This is a genomic window from Brevundimonas albigilva, assembly GCF_023573565.1.
Classification (GTDB): Bacteria; Pseudomonadota; Alphaproteobacteria; order Caulobacterales; family Caulobacteraceae; genus Brevundimonas; species Brevundimonas albigilva.
Genome location: NZ_CP097649.1, coordinates 2770466 through 2787497, shown reverse-complemented (window position 1 = coordinate 2787497; position 17032 = coordinate 2770466). Strand labels below are relative to the sequence as shown.

Below are 17032 nucleotides of genomic sequence, written 5' to 3'. Positions count from 1 at the left end.
TCATCCCATCCACAGCGTCGCGGGGTTCTCCAGCAGGCTCTTGATCCGCTGCACGAAGACCGCCGCGTCGTGGCCGTCGACGATGCGGTGGTCGAAGCTGGAGGACAGGTTCATCATCTTGCGCACGACCATCTGGCCGTCCTTGACCACCACCCGCTCGGCGATCTTGTTGGGGCCGACGATGGCGACTTCGGGGTGGTTGATGATCGGGGTGTGGACCACCCCGCCCAGCGTGCCCAGCGAGGTGATGGTGATGGTCGAGCCCGACAGTTCCTCGCGCTTGGCCGAGCCGTCCTTGGCCGCGCCCGAGACGCGGGCGATCTCGGCCGCCGTGTCATAGGGGTCACGCGCCTCGGCGTGGCGGACCACCGGCACCATCAGGCCGTTCGGCGTCTGGGCGGCGATGCCCAGATGGACCGCGGCGTGCTGGGTCAGGACGCCGTTTTCGTCGTCATAGGTCGCATTGATTTGCGGCTGGTCGCGCAGGGCCACCACGATGGCGCGGGCGATGAAGGGCAGGACGTTCAGCTTGGGCTGGTCCTTCGCCTTGGTCGCGTTCAGGTGGGCGCGCAGCTCCTCCAGCGCCGTCATGTCGATTTCCTCGACATAGGTGATGTGCGGAATGCGGCGCACGCTCTCGGCCATCTTCTCCGCGATCTTGCGGCGCAGGCCGATGATGCGGACCTCGGTGGTCCCTTCCGCCCTGGCGTAGGTCGAGCCGCCCGCGGCGGGCGCCGTCGCCGGGACCGATCCGCCGCGCGCGATGAAGCCGTCCAGATCCTCATGCGTGATCCGCCCGGCCGGGCCCGAGCCGGGCACGAAGGTCAGGTCCACGCCCAGGTCGCGGGCGCGGTTGCGCACGGCGGGGGAGGCCAGCGGACGCTCGCCGGCGGCGCGGCCGGTCAGGGCGGGGGCCGGCTTGGACGCACCGGTCGTCTGCGTCCTGGGCGGCAAGGCGGCGGGCGCGGCCTTGGGCGCCGGATCGGGCTTCGGCGCGGCGGCGGATATCGCGGCCGGGGCAGGGGCCGGGACATTGCCCTTGCCGGCCACAGTGAAGCTGACCAGCGGCCCGCCGACGGGAGAAGCCTTGCCCGGCTCGCCGTGCAGGGCCACGACGGTCCCCGCGACCGGCGAGGTGATCTCCACCGTCGCCTTGTCGGTCATGACGTCGGCCAGGATCTGGTCTTCCTCGACCGCGTCGCCGACCTTGACGTGCCAGCCGACCAGTTCGGCCTCGGCCGTGCCTTCGCCCACGTCGGGCAGTTTGAAGACGTAGTTGCCGGATGTCGGCGCTTCGACAGCGGCGGCAGGCGAGGCTTCGACCTTCGGCGCCTCGGCGACCACAGGCGCAGGCTCCGGGCTGGCGACGGCGGCGGGCGCCGGGGCGTCCTCCGCATTGCCCGCGCCCTCGACCTCGAACTCCACCAGGGGGCCGCGCACGGGAACCATGGCGCCGGGCTCGCCGTGCAGGGCCGTGACCTTGCCGGACACCGGGGCGGTGATCTCGACGGTGGCCTTGTCGGTCATGACGTCGGCGACGATCTGGTCCTCGGCGACGACATCGCCGATCTTGACGTGCCAGCCGACCAGTTCGGCCTCGGCGGTGCCTTCGCCCACGTCGGGCAGCTTGAAGACGAAACGACCCATATCAACGTCCTCCGGTCATGACGCTCTTCAAGGCGTCCGCGACCCGTTGCGGCCCGGGGAAATATTCCCATTCGAAGGCGTGCGGATAGGGCGTGTCCCAGCCCGTCACCCGCGCGATCGGCGCCTCCAGGTGATAGAAGCAGCGCTCCTGCACCAGGGCCGACAACTCGCCGCCGAAGCCCGAGGTCTTGGGCGCCTCGTGCACGATGACGCAGCGGCCGGTCTTCTTGACGCTGGCCTCGATGGTCTCGATGTCCAGCGGGACCAGGGTGCGCAGGTCGATGACCTCGGCGTCCACGCCGGCGTGCTCGGCCCCGGCCAGGGCCACCCAGACCATCGAGCCGTAGGCCAGGATGGTGACGTCGTTCCCCTCGCGCATCACGCGCGCCTTGCCGATGGGCTCGACATATTTGCCCGTCGGCACCTGGGCCAGATCCTGGGTCTTCCACGGGCTGACCGGCTTCTCGTGCCAGCCGTCGAAGGGGCCGTTGTAGAGGCGTTTCGGCTCGAAGAAGATGACGGGATCGTCGTCCTCGATCGCCGCCGTCAGCAGGCCCTTGGCGTCATAGGGATTGGACGGGATGACGACCTTCAGCCCGGCGATGTGGGTGAACAGGCTCTCGGGCGACTGGCTGTGCGTCTGGCCGCCGAAGATGCCGCCGCCATAGGGCGAACGCACCACGATGGGGGCGGTGAACTGGCCGCCCGAGCGATAGCGCAGCTTGGCCGCCTCGGACACGATCTGGTCGTAGGCCGGATAGATGTAGTCGGCGAACTGGATCTCGACGACCGGCCGCAGGCCGTAGCTCCCCATGCCGATGGCGGCGGCGACGATGCCGCATTCCGAGATCGGGGCGTCGAAGCTGCGGGTCAGGCCGTGCTTCTGCTGCAGCTTGTCGGTGACGCGGAAGACGCCGCCGAAATAGCCCGCGTCCTCGCCGAACGACAGGACGTTGGCGTCCTCGCTCATCTTGACGTCGAGGGCCGAGTTCAGGGCCTGGATCATGTTCATCGGCTGGACGCCCGAGCCGGTCGTCTGCGAGGGCGGCGCGGCGTTCTGGTCGACCATGTCGGGTTCGACGCCGTCGGTGCGATCGGCGTCGGTGAAGGTGGTTTGCTCGGTCATGGTCACACCCCCACCTCGCGGCGCTGCTCGATCAGGCGCCAATCCTCGGTCGCATAGACCTCCTCGAACATGGTCTTCACGCTGGGGCGCGACTGGCCCAGGGTGCCGATGGCCTCGGACTCCTTGCCGGCGGCGCGGACCTGTTCGACCGCCTCGCGCAGGGTCGTGGCGTGGCGCTCGTCGTCCCACTCGCCGATGACGGTCAGGTGCTGGCGCAGCCGCTCCAGCGGATCGCCCAGCGGCCATTTCTCGTGCTCGTCGCCGGGGCGGTAGCGGCTGGGATCGTCGGAGGTCGAGTGCGGGGCGCCGCGATAGGTGAACAGTTCGATCACCGTCGCGCCCTGGTTCGACCGGGCGCGTTCCTCGGCCCATTGGGTCGCGGCCCAGACGGCCAGGAAGTCGTTGCCGTCCACCCGCAGGGCCGGCAGGCCGTAACCGATGGCCTTGGAGGCGAAGGTGGTCTCCAGCCCGCCGGCGATGCCCTGGAAGGAGCTGATGGCCCACTGGTTGTTGACGATGTTCAGGATGACCGGGGCGCGATAGACGGAGGCGAAGGTCAGGGCGTTGTGGAAATCGCCTTCCGCCGTGGCGCCGTCGCCGATCCAGCTGATCGCAATCTTGTCGTCGCCCTTGTAGGCGCTGGCCATGGCCCAGCCCACCGCCTGCGGGACCTGGGTGCCCAGATTGCCGCTGATGGTGAAGAAGCCGTAGTCCTTGGACGAATACATGATCGGCAGCTGACGGCCCTTGATGGGGTCCGCCGCGTTCGAATAGATCTGGTTCATCATCTCGACCAGCGGATAGCCGCGCGCGATCAGAAGGCCCTGCTGGCGATAGGTGGGAAAGCCCATGTCCTCGCGCGACAACAGCATCCCTTGCGCGACCGCGATGGCCTCCTCGCCGGTGCACTTCATATAGAAGCTGGTCTTGCCCTGGCGGTGGGCGCGGTGCATCCGGTCGTCGAAGGCGCGGGTCAGGATCATGGCCTTCAGGCCGCGCCGCAGCGTCTCGGCGTCCAGGCGCGGATTCCACGGACCGACCGCGTTGCCTTCGTCGTCCAGCACCCGAATCAGGCGGAACGCGTGGTCGCGCATCTCATAGGGGGTGGCGTCCGTCGCGGGCCGTTCGACGGCGCCGGCGGGGTCCAGCTGCAGATGACTGAAGTCGGGCGCGTCGCCCGGCCGACCCGACGGTTCCGGCACCCGCAGCGACAGGGGCTGGCTGTTCTTCTTCATGATTTTGTCGTTCATGCGGGCGTCCGTTGTCCGTCCGTGTTTCCTCTGGACGACTGATAACACGGCCCCTAGGAAGGCGCTCGCTCAATCTGACCTTGCTAAATCCCGATTTCGGGTTTTTTATTTCGCCATAATCATAATCGGAGAAACGCCTTGGCGGACGAACTCGATCCCATCGACGCCCGGATCCTCGACATCCTGCAACAGGACGCCGGCCTCTCGGTCGCCGAGGTGGCCGATCGCGTCGGTCTGTCCGCCTCGCCCTGCTGGCGGCGGATCAAGCGGCTGGAGGATTCCGGCCTGATCACCAAGCGCGTCACCCTGCTGAACGCCCAGCTGCTGGGGCTGGACTTCGAGGTGTACGCCATCGTCAAGCTCAGCCTGCCGTCCTCCGAGAACCTCGACATCTTCGAGACGGCGGTGGCTAAGTGGCCCGAGGTGGTCCAGTGCGCCACCATCACCGGGCGCGAGGACTATGTGCTGCGGATCATCACCTCCGACATGCACGCCTTCGACAAGTTCCTGCGCGAGAAGCTGCTGGCGCTGGGCATCGTCTCGGACTGCGAGAGCCACATCGTCACGCGCGGCGTGAAGAATGTGACCGCCCTGCCTCTTGGCATCATCACGCCCCACGTCGGATAACGCTCCTCGGCGGCGGGGTCCGCCGGGAGACCGACCATGATCGAACTGGTGATCGACGCGCGCCGCAAGGACCTGGGCGGGTTCGAGGTCGGGCGGGTGCTGCCCTTCCATTCGCGGCGGATGGTGGGGCCGTTCATCTTCCTGGACCAGATGGGGCCGGCCGAGTTCGCGCCGGGCGCCGACGCCATCAATGTGCGCCCGCACCCGCACATCGGCCTGTCGACCCTGACCTATCTGTTCGAGGGCGAGATCATGCACCGGGACAATCTGGGCTACACCCAGCCGATCCGTCCCGGCGAGGTCAACTGGATGACCGCCGGCAAGGGCATCGTCCACTCCGAGCGCACCGATCCGCTGAAGAAGAGCCGCGGCGGGCCGATGCACGGCATGCAGGCCTGGGTCGCCCTGCCGCGCGAGGCCGAGGAGATCGATCCGTCCTTCCACCACCTGGGCGAGGACGACCAGCCCACCTATGAGAACGGCGGCCTGTTCGCGCGTCTGGTGGCCGGAGAGGCGTACGGCGCCAAGGCCGGCGCGCCCGTGTCGTCGCCGCTCTTTTATGTCCACTGGGAGCTGCAGCCGGGCGTGAAGACCGCCCCGCCGTCGGGCCGCGGCGCAGAAGGCATGAGCGAGCGGGCGCTGTACGTCGCCAAGGGGTCGATCGAGGTCGGCGACCGCACCTTCCACGAAGGCCAGATGATCGTGCTGGAGCCGACGGCCGAGCCGACCGTCAAGGCCCTGACCCTCGCCACGGTGATGGTGATGGGCGGCGAGCCGGTGGGCGAGCGGCTGATCTGGTGGAATTTCGTCGCCTCCAGCCAGGCCCGCCTGGACCAGGCCAAGGCCGACTGGAAGGCCGGCCGGATGGCGCTGCCTCGCGAGGACGACCTGGAGTTCATCCCCCTGCCGGAGGAGCCGTCCCTGGCCCAACCGGCCCCCGCGCCGGTCGAGCCCAAGCCGACCGATCCGGTATAAGGACTCTCCCTCCCCATGAAGGGGAGGGAGAAGATTTGCAGGCCCCGTCGCAACCGGCTAACGCCAGCGGCATGAACTTCGACTTCGACGCCCAGGTGACCGCCGCCCTGTTCGACGCCTCGGGCGCCGTCTTCGCCCTGGGCGACGGCTCGGTGCGGTTCGACGATCGCCAGCGGGTCGAGGCGCACGACGGGGCGGTGCTGTGCGCGGCCGTGCATCCGTCGGGCGACGGCGTCGTCACCGGCGGCGACGACGGCCGCGTGGTCTGGAGCCGGCGCGGCGAGGACCCCCAGATCCTGGCCACGGCCAGGAACCAGTGGATCGACGCCATCGACGCCTCGGCCGCGTCGGGCCTGGTGGCGTTTTCCTATGGGCGGACCCTGTCGGTCATCGATCCGGCCGACACCGGATTCCGCCGCGACTTCCAGCATGAGCGCACCGTCTCGGGCGTGGCCTTCGAGCCCAAGGGCCGGCGCATCGCGACCTCCACCTACGGCGGCGCGGCCCTGTGGTACGCCCGGATCGAGAAGCAGCAGCCGACCCTGCTGAAATGGGCGGGCTCGCACACCGGGGTGGCGGTCTCGCCCGACGGCGCCTTCGTCGTCACGACCATGCAGGACAATCAGCTGCACGGCTGGCGGCTGAAGGACGCCAAGAACCTGCGGATGGGCGGCTATCCCGGAAAGGTCCGCTCGGTCGCCTTCCTGGCCGGCGGCCAGCTGATGGCGACCTCGGGCGCGCAGGGCGTGGTGCTGTGGCCCTTCATCGGCTCCAACGGCCCGATGGGGCGCGAGGCGACCGAGATCGGCTATGACGAGAACAGCCTGGTCAATCTGGTCTCGGCCCGGCCGGCGCACGGCCTGGTCGCCGCGGGCCTGACCGACGGCCGGGTGTGGGTCGCCCATCCGGCGGCGCAGGGGCTGAACTTCGTCAAGGCCGAGAAGGGCGCCGCCATCGTGGCCCTGTCGCTGAGCCCTGAGGCGGACAAGGTCGCCTGGGCCGACGAGGACGGCCGCGCCGGCGTGGCGATTCTCTGACATGGCCGGCAAGCGGTTCCGCCTGGGCCGGCTGCTGGGGCTGATCCTTCTGGCCCTGATCGCCGTGCCGGTGGTCGGGGTCGCCCTGTTCGCCGTGGTCCCGCCGACGCCGACCATCCTGATGCTGCAACAGGCGGCCGGGGGGCGCGGGCTGGACTATCGCTGGCGAGGCCTGAACGACATTTCGCCGAACCTGGTCGACGCCGCCATCGCCGCCGAGGACGCCCGCTTTTGCAGCCACCACGGCTTCGACATGGAGGCGATCCAGAAGGCGCTGGACCACAACGCCGAGGGCGGGCGCATCCGGGGCGGATCGACCATCAGCCAGCAGACCGCCAAGAACGTCTTCCTGTGGCCGTCGCGCGACTGGGTCAGGAAGGGGCTGGAGGCCGGCTACACCGTCCTGATCGAGACGGTCTGGTCCAAGCGCCGGATCATGGAAGTGTATCTGAACGTGGTGGAATGGGCGCCCGGCGTCTATGGCGCGCAGGCGGCCTCGCGCCACTGGTTCGGCAAGGATGCGGACGAACTGACCCCGCGCGAGGCGGCGCGCCTGGCCGCCATCCTGCCCGCGCCGCGCCGTTACAAGGCGGCCAGTCCCGGCCCCTATGTCCGCCGCCGCGCCAGCCGCATCCAGGCCGCCATGGGCACGGTGCGCGGCGACGGCCTGAACGCCTGTGTGCTGGGGCGGCGGTGAGGGCGGCCTAAAGCCCCTCGCGGGCCTTCAGGTCCTGGCGTTCGCGGGCCACGGCGGCGTCGACCGCGCGGCGCTGCCGGGCGACCTGGGCCTCCAGTTCGATCAGTTCGCGGTTCTTGGCGTTGGAGGCTTCGGCGCGGCTGACGCCGGCCGGCCGGCCGGTGATGTCGGGCACATAGATCGGCGTGGCGCAGGTGCGCGTCTCGATGTCGTACCAGTCGCCGCGCGCCTCGCACCGCTCGCCAGGGCTGACCCAGACGGCCTGCAGCACGAAGATGCCCGCCAGCATCACCCCGAACACGCCCAGGAAGATCATGCTCAGGCGCGGAAAGGTCAGGAAACGCTTCATCTCTCGGTCCGTTAGGGTCGTTCGGGCCAGGAAACCTGACGCCGCGTTACGTTGACAGGCCTTCTCGACCGCTCCATGTCCTTGCGCCATCAATCAGGCGATTTCACGGATAGACCCATGAAGGTTCTCGTCCCCGTCAAACGGGTGATCGACTATAACGTCAAGGCCCGCGTGAAGGCGGACCAGTCGGGCGTCGACCTGGCCAACGTCAAGATGAGCATGAACCCCTTCGACGAGATCGCCGTCGAAGAGGCCGTGCGCCTGAAGGAAGGCAAGGAACACCACGCCGCCGGCACGGCCGACGAGATCGTGGTGGTCTCCATCGGCGTGACCCAGGCGCAGGAGACGATCCGCACCGCCCTGGCCATGGGCGCCGATCGCGGCGTGCTGATCCAGTCGGACACGGACCTGGAGCCCCTGGCCGTCGCCAAGCTGCTGAAGGCCGTGGTCGACGAGGAGAAGCCCGACCTGGTGCTGATGGGCAAGCAGTCCATCGACGGCGACAACAATGCGGTCGGCCAGATGCTGGCGGCCCTGCTGGACTGGCCCCAGGCCACCTTCGCCGGCAAGCTGGAGATCGCCGACGGCAAGGCGACCGTCACGCGCGAAGTCGACGGCGGCCTGCAGACCGTGGCGGCCCAGCTGCCGGCGGTGGTGACCGTGGACCTGCGCCTGAACACGCCGCGCTATGCGTCCCTGCCCAACATCATGAAGGCCAAGAAGAAGGAGATCGCCGTGAAGGCGGTCGCCGACTACGGCGTCGACACGGCCGACCGGTTGAAGGTCCTGAAGGTCACCGAGCCGCCCAAGCGCTCGGCCGGCGTCAAGGTCGAGAGCGCCGCCCAACTGGTCGAAACCCTCAAGTCCGCGGGAGTGCTGTAAATGGCCGTCCTCGTCATCGCCGATCACGACGGCTCGGCCGTCCGCGACACCACCAACAAGACCGTGACCGCCGCCCTGGCCCTGTCGTCCGACGTGGACGTGCTGGTGGTGGGCGAGAACGCCCAGGCCGCCGCCGACGCCGCGGCCAAGATCGCCGGCGTGCGCAAGGTGCTGCTGGCCGAGAGCGCGGGCCTGGGCAAGGCGCTGGCCGAGGCGGTGGAGGCGACCGTGCTTCCGCTGGCCGCCGGCTACGACGCCATCCTGGCCCCGGCCACGACCGACGGAAAGAACTACGCCCCGCGCATCGCCGCCAAGCTGGACGTCGCCCCGATCTCGGACATCGTCGAGGTCGTGTCGCCCGACACCTTCGTGCGCCCGATCTACGCCGGCAACGCCCTGGAGACGATCCAGTCGTCGGACGCCAAGAAGGTGATCACCGTGCGCCCGACCGCCTTCGACGCGGCGGCCAACGACGGCTCGGCCTCGGTCGAGACGGTCGCCGGCGCCGATGCGCCCAAGACCGCCTTCGTCAGCGAGGAAATGGTCAAGTCGGACCGGCCCGAACTGGGCGCCGCCAAGATCGTCGTCTCGGGCGGCCGCGCCCTGGGCTCGGCCGAGGAGTTCCACGCCGTGATGGACCCGCTGGCCGACAAGCTGGGCGCCGCCGTCGGCGCTTCGCGCGCCGCCGTGGACGCCGGCTATGCGCCGAACGACTATCAGGTCGGCCAGACCGGCAAGGTCGTCGCGCCCCAGCTCTACATCGCCATCGGCATCTCGGGCGCGATCCAGCACCTGGCGGGGATGAAGGATTCCAAGACCATCGTCGCCATCAACAAGGACCCGGACGCCCCCATCTTCCAGGTCGCCGACTACGGCCTGGTCGCCGACTACAAGACCGCCGTCCCCGAACTGATGGCCGCCCTGGGCTGACCCTCGGCCGAACGACAGGCTGTGCGCCCGTCCCGGTTCGCCGGGGCGGGCGTCTTCATAAGGGGTTGCACCCATCCCCCATGGGTCTTATGCGCGCGCTCAATCTCCCCGAACGCCCGCGAAAGAGCCGCCATGTCCGCCCCCGCCGACAAGCCCGTGAAGAAAGTCGTCCTCGCCTATTCCGGCGGGCTCGACACCTCGATCATCCTGAAGTGGCTGCAGACCGAGTATGGCGCCGAGGTCGTGACCTTCACCGCCGACCTGGGCCAGGGCGAGGAACTGGGCCCGGCGCGCGAGAAGGCGCTGAAGCTGGGCATCAAGCCCGAGAACATCTTCATCGACGACCTTCGCGAGGAATTCGTGCGCGACTTCGTCTTCCCGATGTTCCGCGCCAACGCGCAATATGAGGGCGACTATCTGCTGGGCACGTCGATCGCCCGCCCGCTGATCTCCAAGCGCCAGATCGAGATCGCCCGCCAGGTCGGCGCCGACGCCGTCTGTCACGGCGCGACCGGCAAGGGCAACGACCAGGTCCGGTTCGAGATCGGCTACTATGCGCTGGAGCCCGACATCCGCGTCATCGCCCCCTGGCGCGAGTGGGAGTTCCGCAGCCGCGAGGCGCTGCTGGACTTCGCCGAAAAGAACCAGATTCCGATTTCCAAGGACAAGCGCGGCGAGGCGCCCTTCAGCGTCGACGCCAACCTTCTGCACTCCTCGTCCGAGGGCAAGGTGCTGGAAGACCCGGCGGTCGAGGCCCCCGAGTTCGTGCATCAGCGCACCATTTCGCCTGAAGACGCGCCCGACGTCGCCACCGTCATCGAGATCGGCTTCGAGAAGGGCGACGCGGTGTCGATCAACGGCGAGGCCATGAGCCCCGCCACCCTGCTGACCGCGCTGAACCAGTACGGCCACGACAACGGGATCGGCCGCCTGGACCTGGTCGAGAACCGTTTCGTCGGCATGAAGTCGCGCGGCGTCTATGAGACCCCCGGCGGCACCATCCTGATCGCTGCCCACCGCGGCATCGAGAGCATCACCCTGGACGGCGGCTCCATGCACCTGAAGGATCAGCTGATGCCGAAATACGCCGAGCTGATCTACAACGGCTTCTGGTTCTCGCCCGAGCGCGAGATGCTGCAGGCCGCCATCGACAAGTCCCAGGAAAAGGTCACGGGCACGGTCAGGGTCAAGCTGTACAAGGGCAATGTCTCGGTCGTCGGCCGCGAAAGCCCCTACAGCCTGTACGACCAGGACCTGGTCACCTTCGAGGAAGGCGTCCAGGCCTACGACCACAAGGATGCGGCCGGCTTCATCAAGCTGAACGCGCTGCGCCTGCGCGTGCTGGCCAAACGGGATGCGCGCGGGGAATAAGGCTTCGCTTGCCGCCGCCCGGATTCCTCGTAGGGTGGCGGCCTCATTATCGGAGCATTCTCCATGCGTCTCCTGACCCCGCTGGCCGCCGTCGCCGTCCTGGCGCTCGCCGCCCCCGCCTTCGCCCAGGATGCGGCGCCGACCGCGCCCGCGGCGCCGGCCGCCCCGTCGAAGAGCCCGGAGGAGGCCGCCTTCGAGGCCAAGGCCGAAGCGTTCGGCCAGCGCATGGAAGCGATGGCGACCGAGATGCAGACCGCCGCGGCGCAGGCCGACAAGGCCAAGGCCAAGACCGACCTGGACGCGATCCAGGCCCGCTATCAGCCTGACGCCGACGTCTTCGTGACCGAATTCCAGACGTTCGCGACCGCCCAGACGGCCGCTTCGGGTCAGGACGCCTCGGCCCAGATCGCCGCCGCCGCCGAACAGATCCGGAGCATTCCCGCCCTGGCCCGCGGCCAGGTGGAAGCGGCCGCCAACGCCCCCGCCGCAGCGCCGGCGACTCCGCAGTAGGGCCGCCTTACCGCGATTTCACTTGAGGCCGGGCGGCCTTGAGGCGACCTTGCGCGGGTCATCCACGGGAGCCTTCCCATGATCCGCGCCCTCAGCCTGACCGCCGCCCTGGCCCTTGCGCCGCTGTCGTCCGCCCTGGCCCAGGACGCGGGTCGCGACGCCCCCGCGCCCGGCTCGGCCGAGGCTCGGCTGGAGGCCGCGTCCGCCGACTTCGAGGCGCGGATGGAACGCTTCAGCGAACGCGCCGAGGCCATCTCCGAGGACGAAAGCCTGACCGACGAGCAGAAGGGCGTCCGCATCTCGGCGCTGTGGGCCGAACATGCGCCCGAGGTGTCCGCCTTCACCGCCGAGGCGACCCGCATGGCCTCGGCCATCGCCGCCGAGGCGCTGAAGGACATCGACATCGACGCCCTGGTCTCCCAGGCGCTGAACGACCCGGAGGTGCAGGACGCCATCCAGCGCGGCGCTTCCGCGGCCCAGGGCGTCGCCGCCAACAGCGCCTGGGCCAATCCGGACCCTGAACAAATCGAGACCTACGAACTGATCGCCCAGTACGCCCTGGACCAGGCCGGCGACGCGGTCGAGGCGATCGAGCCGCCGGCCCCGCCCGAACCGCCCGCGCCCCCGGCGCCCGAGGCCCGAAACTAGAGGCCCGACCGGCTTGACGGGCGCGTCGCGGCGGCCGACATCGCCGCGATGTCCGCCCTGCCCGTCGATCCGCACCTCTATTCGACCTTCCTCGGCGTCATGGCCGTGATGGCGATCACGCCCGGCCCGGCCAATCTGTTCGCGGTGGCGACGGGCATGGAGAAGGGCCGCGCCTCGGCCCTGGTCGGCGTGGTCGGGATGAACGCCGCCACCCTGGTCTGGTTCGCCGCCGCCGCCCTGGGGTTGGGCGCCCTGGTCAAGGCCTTCCCCCAGGCGTTCCGGCTGATCGCCGTGGCCGGCGCCCTCTATGTCGCCTGGCTGGGGCTAAAGGCCCTGCGCGGCGCCTTCCGGACCGCCGCGGATCCCCAGAGCATCGTCGTGCGGCGCGGCCGCAGCGCCTTCGTCGACGGCTTCGCGGTGCAGATCGCCAATCCCAAGGCGGTGCTCTTCTTCACCGCCGTCCTGCCGCCCTTTCTGGACGTCAGCCGCCCGGTCGTCCCGCAACTGGTCCTGTTCGCCGCCGCCGTCATCGGCATGGACATGATGTCGATGAGCGCCTACGCCCTGTCGGGCGCCGCGCTGTCTCGTCGCATGGGCCAGCCCCGGTTTCGGCGCGGCTTCGGCCTGTTCGTAGGCATCCTGTTGCTGGCCGCGGCCGTATTGATCGTCATCAGGCTGTAGTCGCCGCAAGCTTGGCCTTGCATTCCCACGGAACGTGGCCGTTCATGCGTCGTTCAGCAGCCAGCGCGCCCAATCCGGCGATCAAGGAGTTGATTCAATGAAAGCCCCCTTCTTCAAGACCCTTGCGATCACGGCGGTCGCAGGGCTGACTCTGGCCGCATGCGCCACCGCCACGCCGTATCAGCCCGCCGGCTTCAACGGCGAGCGCGGCGGCTACGCCGAACAACGGCTGGAGAACGACCGCTATCGCGTGTCCTTCTCGGGCAATTCGCTGACCTCGCGCGAGCAGGTCGAGATGTCGCTGCTGCTGCGTTCGGCCGAACTGACCGCCGAGAGCGGCTACGACTGGTTCGCCACCGTGAACCGCGCCACGGATCGCGACACCCGCTTCGTCGGATCGCCTGACCCGTTCTATTCGCGCTACAACAGCTTCTACGGTCCGTACTGGGGTCCGTCGTGGCGCTATTACCGTGGCGGATTCTGGCGTCCGTTCGACCCGTGGGGCCCCAATGACTTCGACGTGCGCCAGGTCGACCGCTACGAGGCCAGCGCCGAGATCGTGATGGGTCGCGGACCCAAGCCCGCCGGCGATCCCAACGCCTTCGACGCCCGCGAAGTCATCCAGAACCTGGGACCGCGCGTCACCCGCCCGATGCCCTGAACGGCCTCGAGCAGCGCGAAGCGCGATAGGCCGACCATCACGGCCTCAAGCAGCGCGAAGCGCGATAGGCCGACCATCACGGCCTCGAGCAGCGCGAAGCGCGATGGGCGACACAACCCGCGTGGGCGTTCAGCCCACGCGGGGGGTCTTCAGGCGGCGCTTGTTGATGTGGCTGGCCGGGGCGGCGCCCAGGTCCTCGGGCAGTTCGCCCTTGAAGTAGAAGCGCTGCCAGGCCTCCTTGGCCGCGTCGGGATCGCCGCCGGCCAGCCGCTGGTTGAAGTCGGTGCGCGCGCGGTTCCAGGCCTCGAACTGGCCGTGCATGGTCGGGTTGGATTCCAGCGTCCGGATCACCGGCTGGAACTGTTCGACCTTCTTGTGCTCGATCAGATTGATGAAGCAGAAGGGCTCGCCCTTCTCGAACTTCACCCGGCCCGGCCGCGTGAAGATCCAGTTCATGGTGAAGGGAAACGGCAGCCAGTCCGTCTCGATCAGGCCGACCAGCGGCTGGATGCCGTCCTTCACATGGTTGGGCGATCCCGAGCACATCATCCCCCAGCCCGGCGGGGTGCGGAACAGATACTGCGGATGCATGGTCAGCACCCCACGCGAGAAGTGCGAGGTGACGAAATGCTTCATGTCGTGCTGGGGCCGGTCCGGGGTGATGACGATGTCGGCCTGGGACGGCCCGCCGTTCCACTCGGCCGCGAAACCGAACGGGCACAGGATCTCCCACCCCGTCGTATTGGCCATGTTCAGCGGCAGGCAGCGATAGGGGTGGCGGCTGGCGAAGGCGTCCATCCAGTCGCGCGACTGGCGGCCGGGCACCAGATCCGGCGGCCGGGCCGTCATCGGATAGCATTCCAGTTCCAGCGGGCGCGTCTGCACGGTATCGACCATGAAGACTTCCCTATCGCGACGTTCCCGGCCGCTCAACCATGACCGCTCACCCGCCCTTCGACCGCGACCGCCTGCTGGCCTGGATGGCCGAGCACGCGATCGACCACACGACCCACGACCACCCCGCCGTCTTCCGCGTGGAGGAGGGGCTGGAGCTTAAGGCCGCCCTGCCCGGCGCCCACACCAAGAACCTGTTCCTGAAGGACAAGAAGAACCGGCTGTGGCTGATCTCGGCGCGGCAGGACACGGTCATCGACCTGAAGCGCGCGCCCGCCGCCATCGGCTCGGACCGGCTGTCGTTCGGCAACGAAGCCCTGATGTGGGCGACGCTGGGCGTGCGTCCCGGCTCGGTCACCGCGCTGGGCCTGATCAACGACGTGGAGCGCCAGGTCGCCTTCGTGCTGGATCGCCGCCTGTGGGAGGCCGAGGTCGTCAACTTCCACCCCCTGACCAACACGGCGACCACGGCGCTGACGCAGGCGGCGTTCCGCCAGGTGATGGCCCTGCTGGAGCGGGAGCCGATCGTGGTGGATTTCGCGGCGATGACGGTATGAAGCGCCGGATGGCGCGTGGCCTCGACGGCTGGTAAGGCGATCGTCAAGCTGCGCCTTGCCGACGCCGGAGGACCGGGCGGCGGCGGCGCGTCGTTCGTTGGCTTCATGGGGAAACCGCCATGCGCAAGATCGTCGTCCTGTCCCTCGCCGCCGCCGCCCTGGCGGTTTCGGCCTGCAACACCATCTCGGGCATCGGCCGCGATGTCTCGGCGGCCGGTTCAGCCGTGAGCCAGAGCGCCGAACAGGCCAAGCGCTAGGGCGCGGCGGCCGGCGAAAGCCGGTTCTCGTTTCTGTCGTCACCGGATGCTAGTCTGCCGGCCTGGACAGGGGAGACGGACGATGGGCTTTCTCGACACGGTGCTGAACGGTCTGGGCGACGACGCGGCCGGGGGACTGGGCGATCTGCTCAAGATGCAGGGCGGGGTCGGCGGACTGGCGGAAAAGTTCGGCCAGGCGGGCCTGGGCGATGTGGTCGGTTCGTGGATCGGCCAGGGCGCCAACGCCGGGATTTCGGCCGAGCAGATCGCCGCCGTCCTGGGGTCCGGCCCGCTGGCCGATTTCGCCCAGAAGCTGGGCGTCTCGCCCCAACAGGCCAGCGAAACCCTGGCCGGCCTGCTGCCGGAAGCCATCGACCGCCTGACGCCGGGCGGTCAGGTCGACGGGGCCGACGACCTGCTGAGCAAGCTGCCGGGCGGCGTCGGCGACATGATCGGCGGCTTCCTCAAGCGCTGAGGCGTCAGGAGGGTGTCGCGGTCTTGAGCCTGTTGTGCCTGTGCTGGAGGATCCAGCACAGGACAAGCGCCGGAATGCCGACCGCGGCCGTTCCAGCGAAGAAGATCGCATAGGCGTCCATTAGGGCTCGACCAGGCTCAAGGGCTTCGACGGCTGCGCCTGAAAGCCCCTTCAGGAACTTGCCGAGCAGGGCGTAGAAGGAACTGAGCAGGGCGTACTGGGTCGCCGTGTAACCGATGCTGGTCAGGCTGGACATGTAGGCGACCAGCGCGGCGCCAGCGAAGCCTTCGCTGAAGTTCTCGACGAACAGCACGCCGCCGAACAGCGGCGTCGACAGCCCGGCCATCGCCAGCACCATATAGCCGAGGTTCGAGGCCGGCCCCACCAGCGCTCCGATCAACAGAGTTCGGTTGAAGCCCAGGCCGACCGCGCAAAGGCCCGCCGCCGAGATTCCGATCAGGGTGCCGATCAGCCCTGCGCTGAGCCGCATCGAGGCGATGACCGGCTTGGCGAGTCCCAGGTCTACGTAAAACGGCCCGACCATCGGTCCCATGACGAAATCCGGCAACCGATAGAGGCTGATCGCAGCCAGCATCAGCAGGGCCAGCGAGCCGTGGGTCTTCAGGAAGGCGAGGAAGGGTCCGACGATGGCGTCGAACAGCCCCCTCGGGCTCAGGAAGGAGACGCCGCCGACCGCTTCCTCGGCCACGCGTCGATCGACTGGCTCGCGAGCGAACAGGGTCGCCGCGATCACGACGGCCATGAAACCGCCGAACAGGGCGTAGGCGCCGTTCCAGCCCATGCCTGCGGCGAAGAACAGGATAAGCGAATTGCCCGCCAGGATGGCGAAGCGATATCCCAGTTGGAAGGCCGAGGTCAGCAGACCTTGATCCTCGTCGTTTTCCGCGCTCTCGATGCGCCAGGCGTCCGCGACGATGTCCTGCGTCGCAGAGGCGAACGCGGTGACCAGGGCGGCGACGCCCAGCAGGACCAGCCCGCCCTGGGGGCCGATCAGGGCCATGGCGACGAGGCTCAATCCGACGAGGCCTTGCGCCAGAACCATCCAGCCTCGACGGCGGCCCAGCCGGCCCAGCAGGGGGACGTCCAACCGGTCGATCAGCGGCGCCCAGAGAAACTTCAGCGAATAGGCCAGCCCCACCCAGGAGATGAAGCCGATTGCGGCCAGCTCCACATCATACTCCCTCAGCCACAGGCCGAGAGTATTGCCGACCAGCATGAAGGGCAGGCCCGAACCGAAACCGATCAGCAGGGTGATGATGACCCGGGGGCGTCCGAGCGCCTTCAGGACGTCCATGGCCCCGACATGGCGGGTCGACGGCGGGAGATCGGGGGCGGGAATGGTCGATTCGCCTTCCGCGCCGCGCCTCTCGCGCCCGGTCTGGCTAGGCGCGTCTCCGGGGTTACTCATCGGGCCGTCCACTGATCGCGGCCGAAGCG

The 17032-nt window shown here is 68.8% G+C and carries 20 protein-coding genes; 14 read left to right on the top strand and 6 right to left on the bottom strand.

The features are described 5' to 3' along the window. From M8231_RS13860 to M8231_RS13850, 3 genes are read right to left on the bottom strand one after another with little or no spacing between them, the layout of a single operon-like run. Entirely contained in the window at nt 1–1647 is a 1647-nt protein-coding gene (locus M8231_RS13860) for a dihydrolipoyl dehydrogenase family protein (protein WP_249749479.1), read from the bottom strand. A gap of 1 nt (nt 1648) precedes the next feature. Continuing rightward, nucleotides 1649–2773 carry an alpha-ketoacid dehydrogenase subunit beta gene (locus tag M8231_RS13855; RefSeq protein ID WP_249749480.1) on the bottom strand — a complete coding sequence of 375 codons (1125 nt, stop codon included), beginning with the start codon at nt 2771–2773 and terminating at the stop codon, nt 1649–1651. Nucleotides 2774–2775: 2 nt separating this feature from the next. Then, on the bottom strand, nt 2776–4023 hold the full coding sequence (locus M8231_RS13850; protein ID WP_249749481.1) for a 3-methyl-2-oxobutanoate dehydrogenase (2-methylpropanoyl-transferring) subunit alpha: 1248 nt from the start codon (nt 4021–4023) through the stop codon (nt 2776–2778). Between the two features lie 138 nt (nt 4024–4161). Here M8231_RS13850 and M8231_RS13845 point away from each other — a divergent pair, with 138 nt between their 5' ends. The 4 genes from M8231_RS13845 (at nt 4162) to mtgA (ending at nt 7359) form a co-directional block, all read left to right on the top strand. Beyond that, the gene (locus M8231_RS13845; protein WP_249749482.1) at nt 4162–4650 is read left to right on the top strand and encodes an Lrp/AsnC family transcriptional regulator; all 489 of its coding nucleotides are present in this window, start codon (nt 4162–4164) and stop codon (nt 4648–4650) included. A gap of 36 nt (nt 4651–4686) precedes the next feature. Then, entirely contained in the window at nt 4687–5625 is a 939-nt protein-coding gene (locus M8231_RS13840) for a pirin family protein (protein ID WP_249749483.1), read from the top strand. Between the two features lie 71 nt (nt 5626–5696). Further along, nucleotides 5697–6662 (top strand): WD40 repeat domain-containing protein, encoded by a 966-nt coding sequence (locus M8231_RS13835; protein WP_249749484.1) that lies wholly within the window; start codon nt 5697–5699, stop codon nt 6660–6662. Nucleotide 6663: 1 nt separating this feature from the next. Next, entirely contained in the window at nt 6664–7359 is a 696-nt protein-coding gene (mtgA, locus tag M8231_RS13830) for a monofunctional biosynthetic peptidoglycan transglycosylase (RefSeq protein ID WP_250201732.1), read from the top strand. Nucleotides 7360–7366: 7 nt separating this feature from the next. On the opposite strand, the gene M8231_RS13825 is transcribed toward mtgA, so the two are convergent. Continuing rightward, nucleotides 7367–7708: a hypothetical protein gene (locus M8231_RS13825; protein WP_249749485.1), complete on the bottom strand. Its 342-nt coding sequence runs from the start codon at nt 7706–7708 to the stop codon at nt 7367–7369. Between the two features lie 117 nt (nt 7709–7825). Between M8231_RS13825 and M8231_RS13820 the strand changes: the two genes are divergently transcribed. The 7 genes from M8231_RS13820 to M8231_RS13790 all read left to right on the top strand — a co-directional run bounded on the left by M8231_RS13820 (nt 7826) and on the right by M8231_RS13790 (nt 13391). After that, nucleotides 7826–8590: an electron transfer flavoprotein subunit beta/FixA family protein gene (locus tag M8231_RS13820; protein WP_249749486.1), complete on the top strand. Its 765-nt coding sequence runs from the start codon at nt 7826–7828 to the stop codon at nt 8588–8590. Continuing rightward, nucleotides 8591–9520: an electron transfer flavoprotein subunit alpha/FixB family protein gene (locus M8231_RS13815; RefSeq protein WP_249749487.1), complete on the top strand. Its 930-nt coding sequence runs from the start codon at nt 8591–8593 to the stop codon at nt 9518–9520. Nucleotides 9521–9652: 132 nt separating this feature from the next. Next, a complete protein-coding gene (locus tag M8231_RS13810) occupies nt 9653–10891 on the top strand; it encodes an argininosuccinate synthase (protein WP_249749488.1) in 1239 nt (412 codons plus the stop codon). Nucleotides 10892–10954: 63 nt separating this feature from the next. After that, nucleotides 10955–11401, top strand: a complete 447-nt coding sequence (locus M8231_RS13805) for a translation initiation factor IF-2 (protein ID WP_249749489.1) — start codon at nt 10955–10957, stop codon at nt 11399–11401. 78 nt (nt 11402–11479) lie between these two features. After that, nucleotides 11480–12049 carry a hypothetical protein gene (locus tag M8231_RS13800; protein ID WP_249749490.1) on the top strand — a complete coding sequence of 190 codons (570 nt, stop codon included), beginning with the start codon at nt 11480–11482 and terminating at the stop codon, nt 12047–12049. Between the two features lie 48 nt (nt 12050–12097). After that, entirely contained in the window at nt 12098–12730 is a 633-nt protein-coding gene (locus tag M8231_RS13795) for a LysE family translocator (RefSeq protein ID WP_249749491.1), read from the top strand. 97 nt (nt 12731–12827) lie between these two features. Continuing rightward, nucleotides 12828–13391, top strand: a complete 564-nt coding sequence (locus M8231_RS13790; RefSeq protein ID WP_249749492.1) for a CC0125/CC1285 family lipoprotein — start codon at nt 12828–12830, stop codon at nt 13389–13391. Between the two features lie 129 nt (nt 13392–13520). Here M8231_RS13790 and M8231_RS13785 read toward each other — a convergent pair whose 3' ends face one another. After that, on the bottom strand, nt 13521–14261 hold the full coding sequence (locus M8231_RS13785; protein ID WP_250202621.1) for a DUF6065 family protein: 741 nt from the start codon (nt 14259–14261) through the stop codon (nt 13521–13523). A gap of 65 nt (nt 14262–14326) precedes the next feature. Between M8231_RS13785 and M8231_RS13780 the strand changes: the two genes are divergently transcribed. From M8231_RS13780 to M8231_RS13770, 3 genes are all read left to right on the top strand, one after another. After that, on the top strand, nt 14327–14842 hold the full coding sequence (locus M8231_RS13780) for a prolyl-tRNA synthetase associated domain-containing protein (RefSeq protein WP_249749493.1): 516 nt from the start codon (nt 14327–14329) through the stop codon (nt 14840–14842). Between the two features lie 119 nt (nt 14843–14961). Continuing rightward, complete coding sequence (locus tag M8231_RS13775) at nt 14962–15099, top strand: entericidin A/B family lipoprotein (RefSeq protein ID WP_249749494.1); 138 nt, start codon at nt 14962–14964, stop codon at nt 15097–15099. 82 nt (nt 15100–15181) lie between these two features. Continuing rightward, complete coding sequence (locus tag M8231_RS13770) at nt 15182–15574, top strand: YidB family protein (RefSeq protein ID WP_249749495.1); 393 nt, start codon at nt 15182–15184, stop codon at nt 15572–15574. A 4-nt stretch (nt 15575–15578) separates the two neighbouring features. Here M8231_RS13770 and M8231_RS13765 read toward each other — a convergent pair whose 3' ends face one another. Then, the gene (locus M8231_RS13765) at nt 15579–17003 is read right to left on the bottom strand and encodes an AmpG family muropeptide MFS transporter (RefSeq protein WP_250201731.1); all 1425 of its coding nucleotides are present in this window, start codon (nt 17001–17003) and stop codon (nt 15579–15581) included. Between the last annotated feature and the right edge of the window lie 29 nt (nt 17004–17032).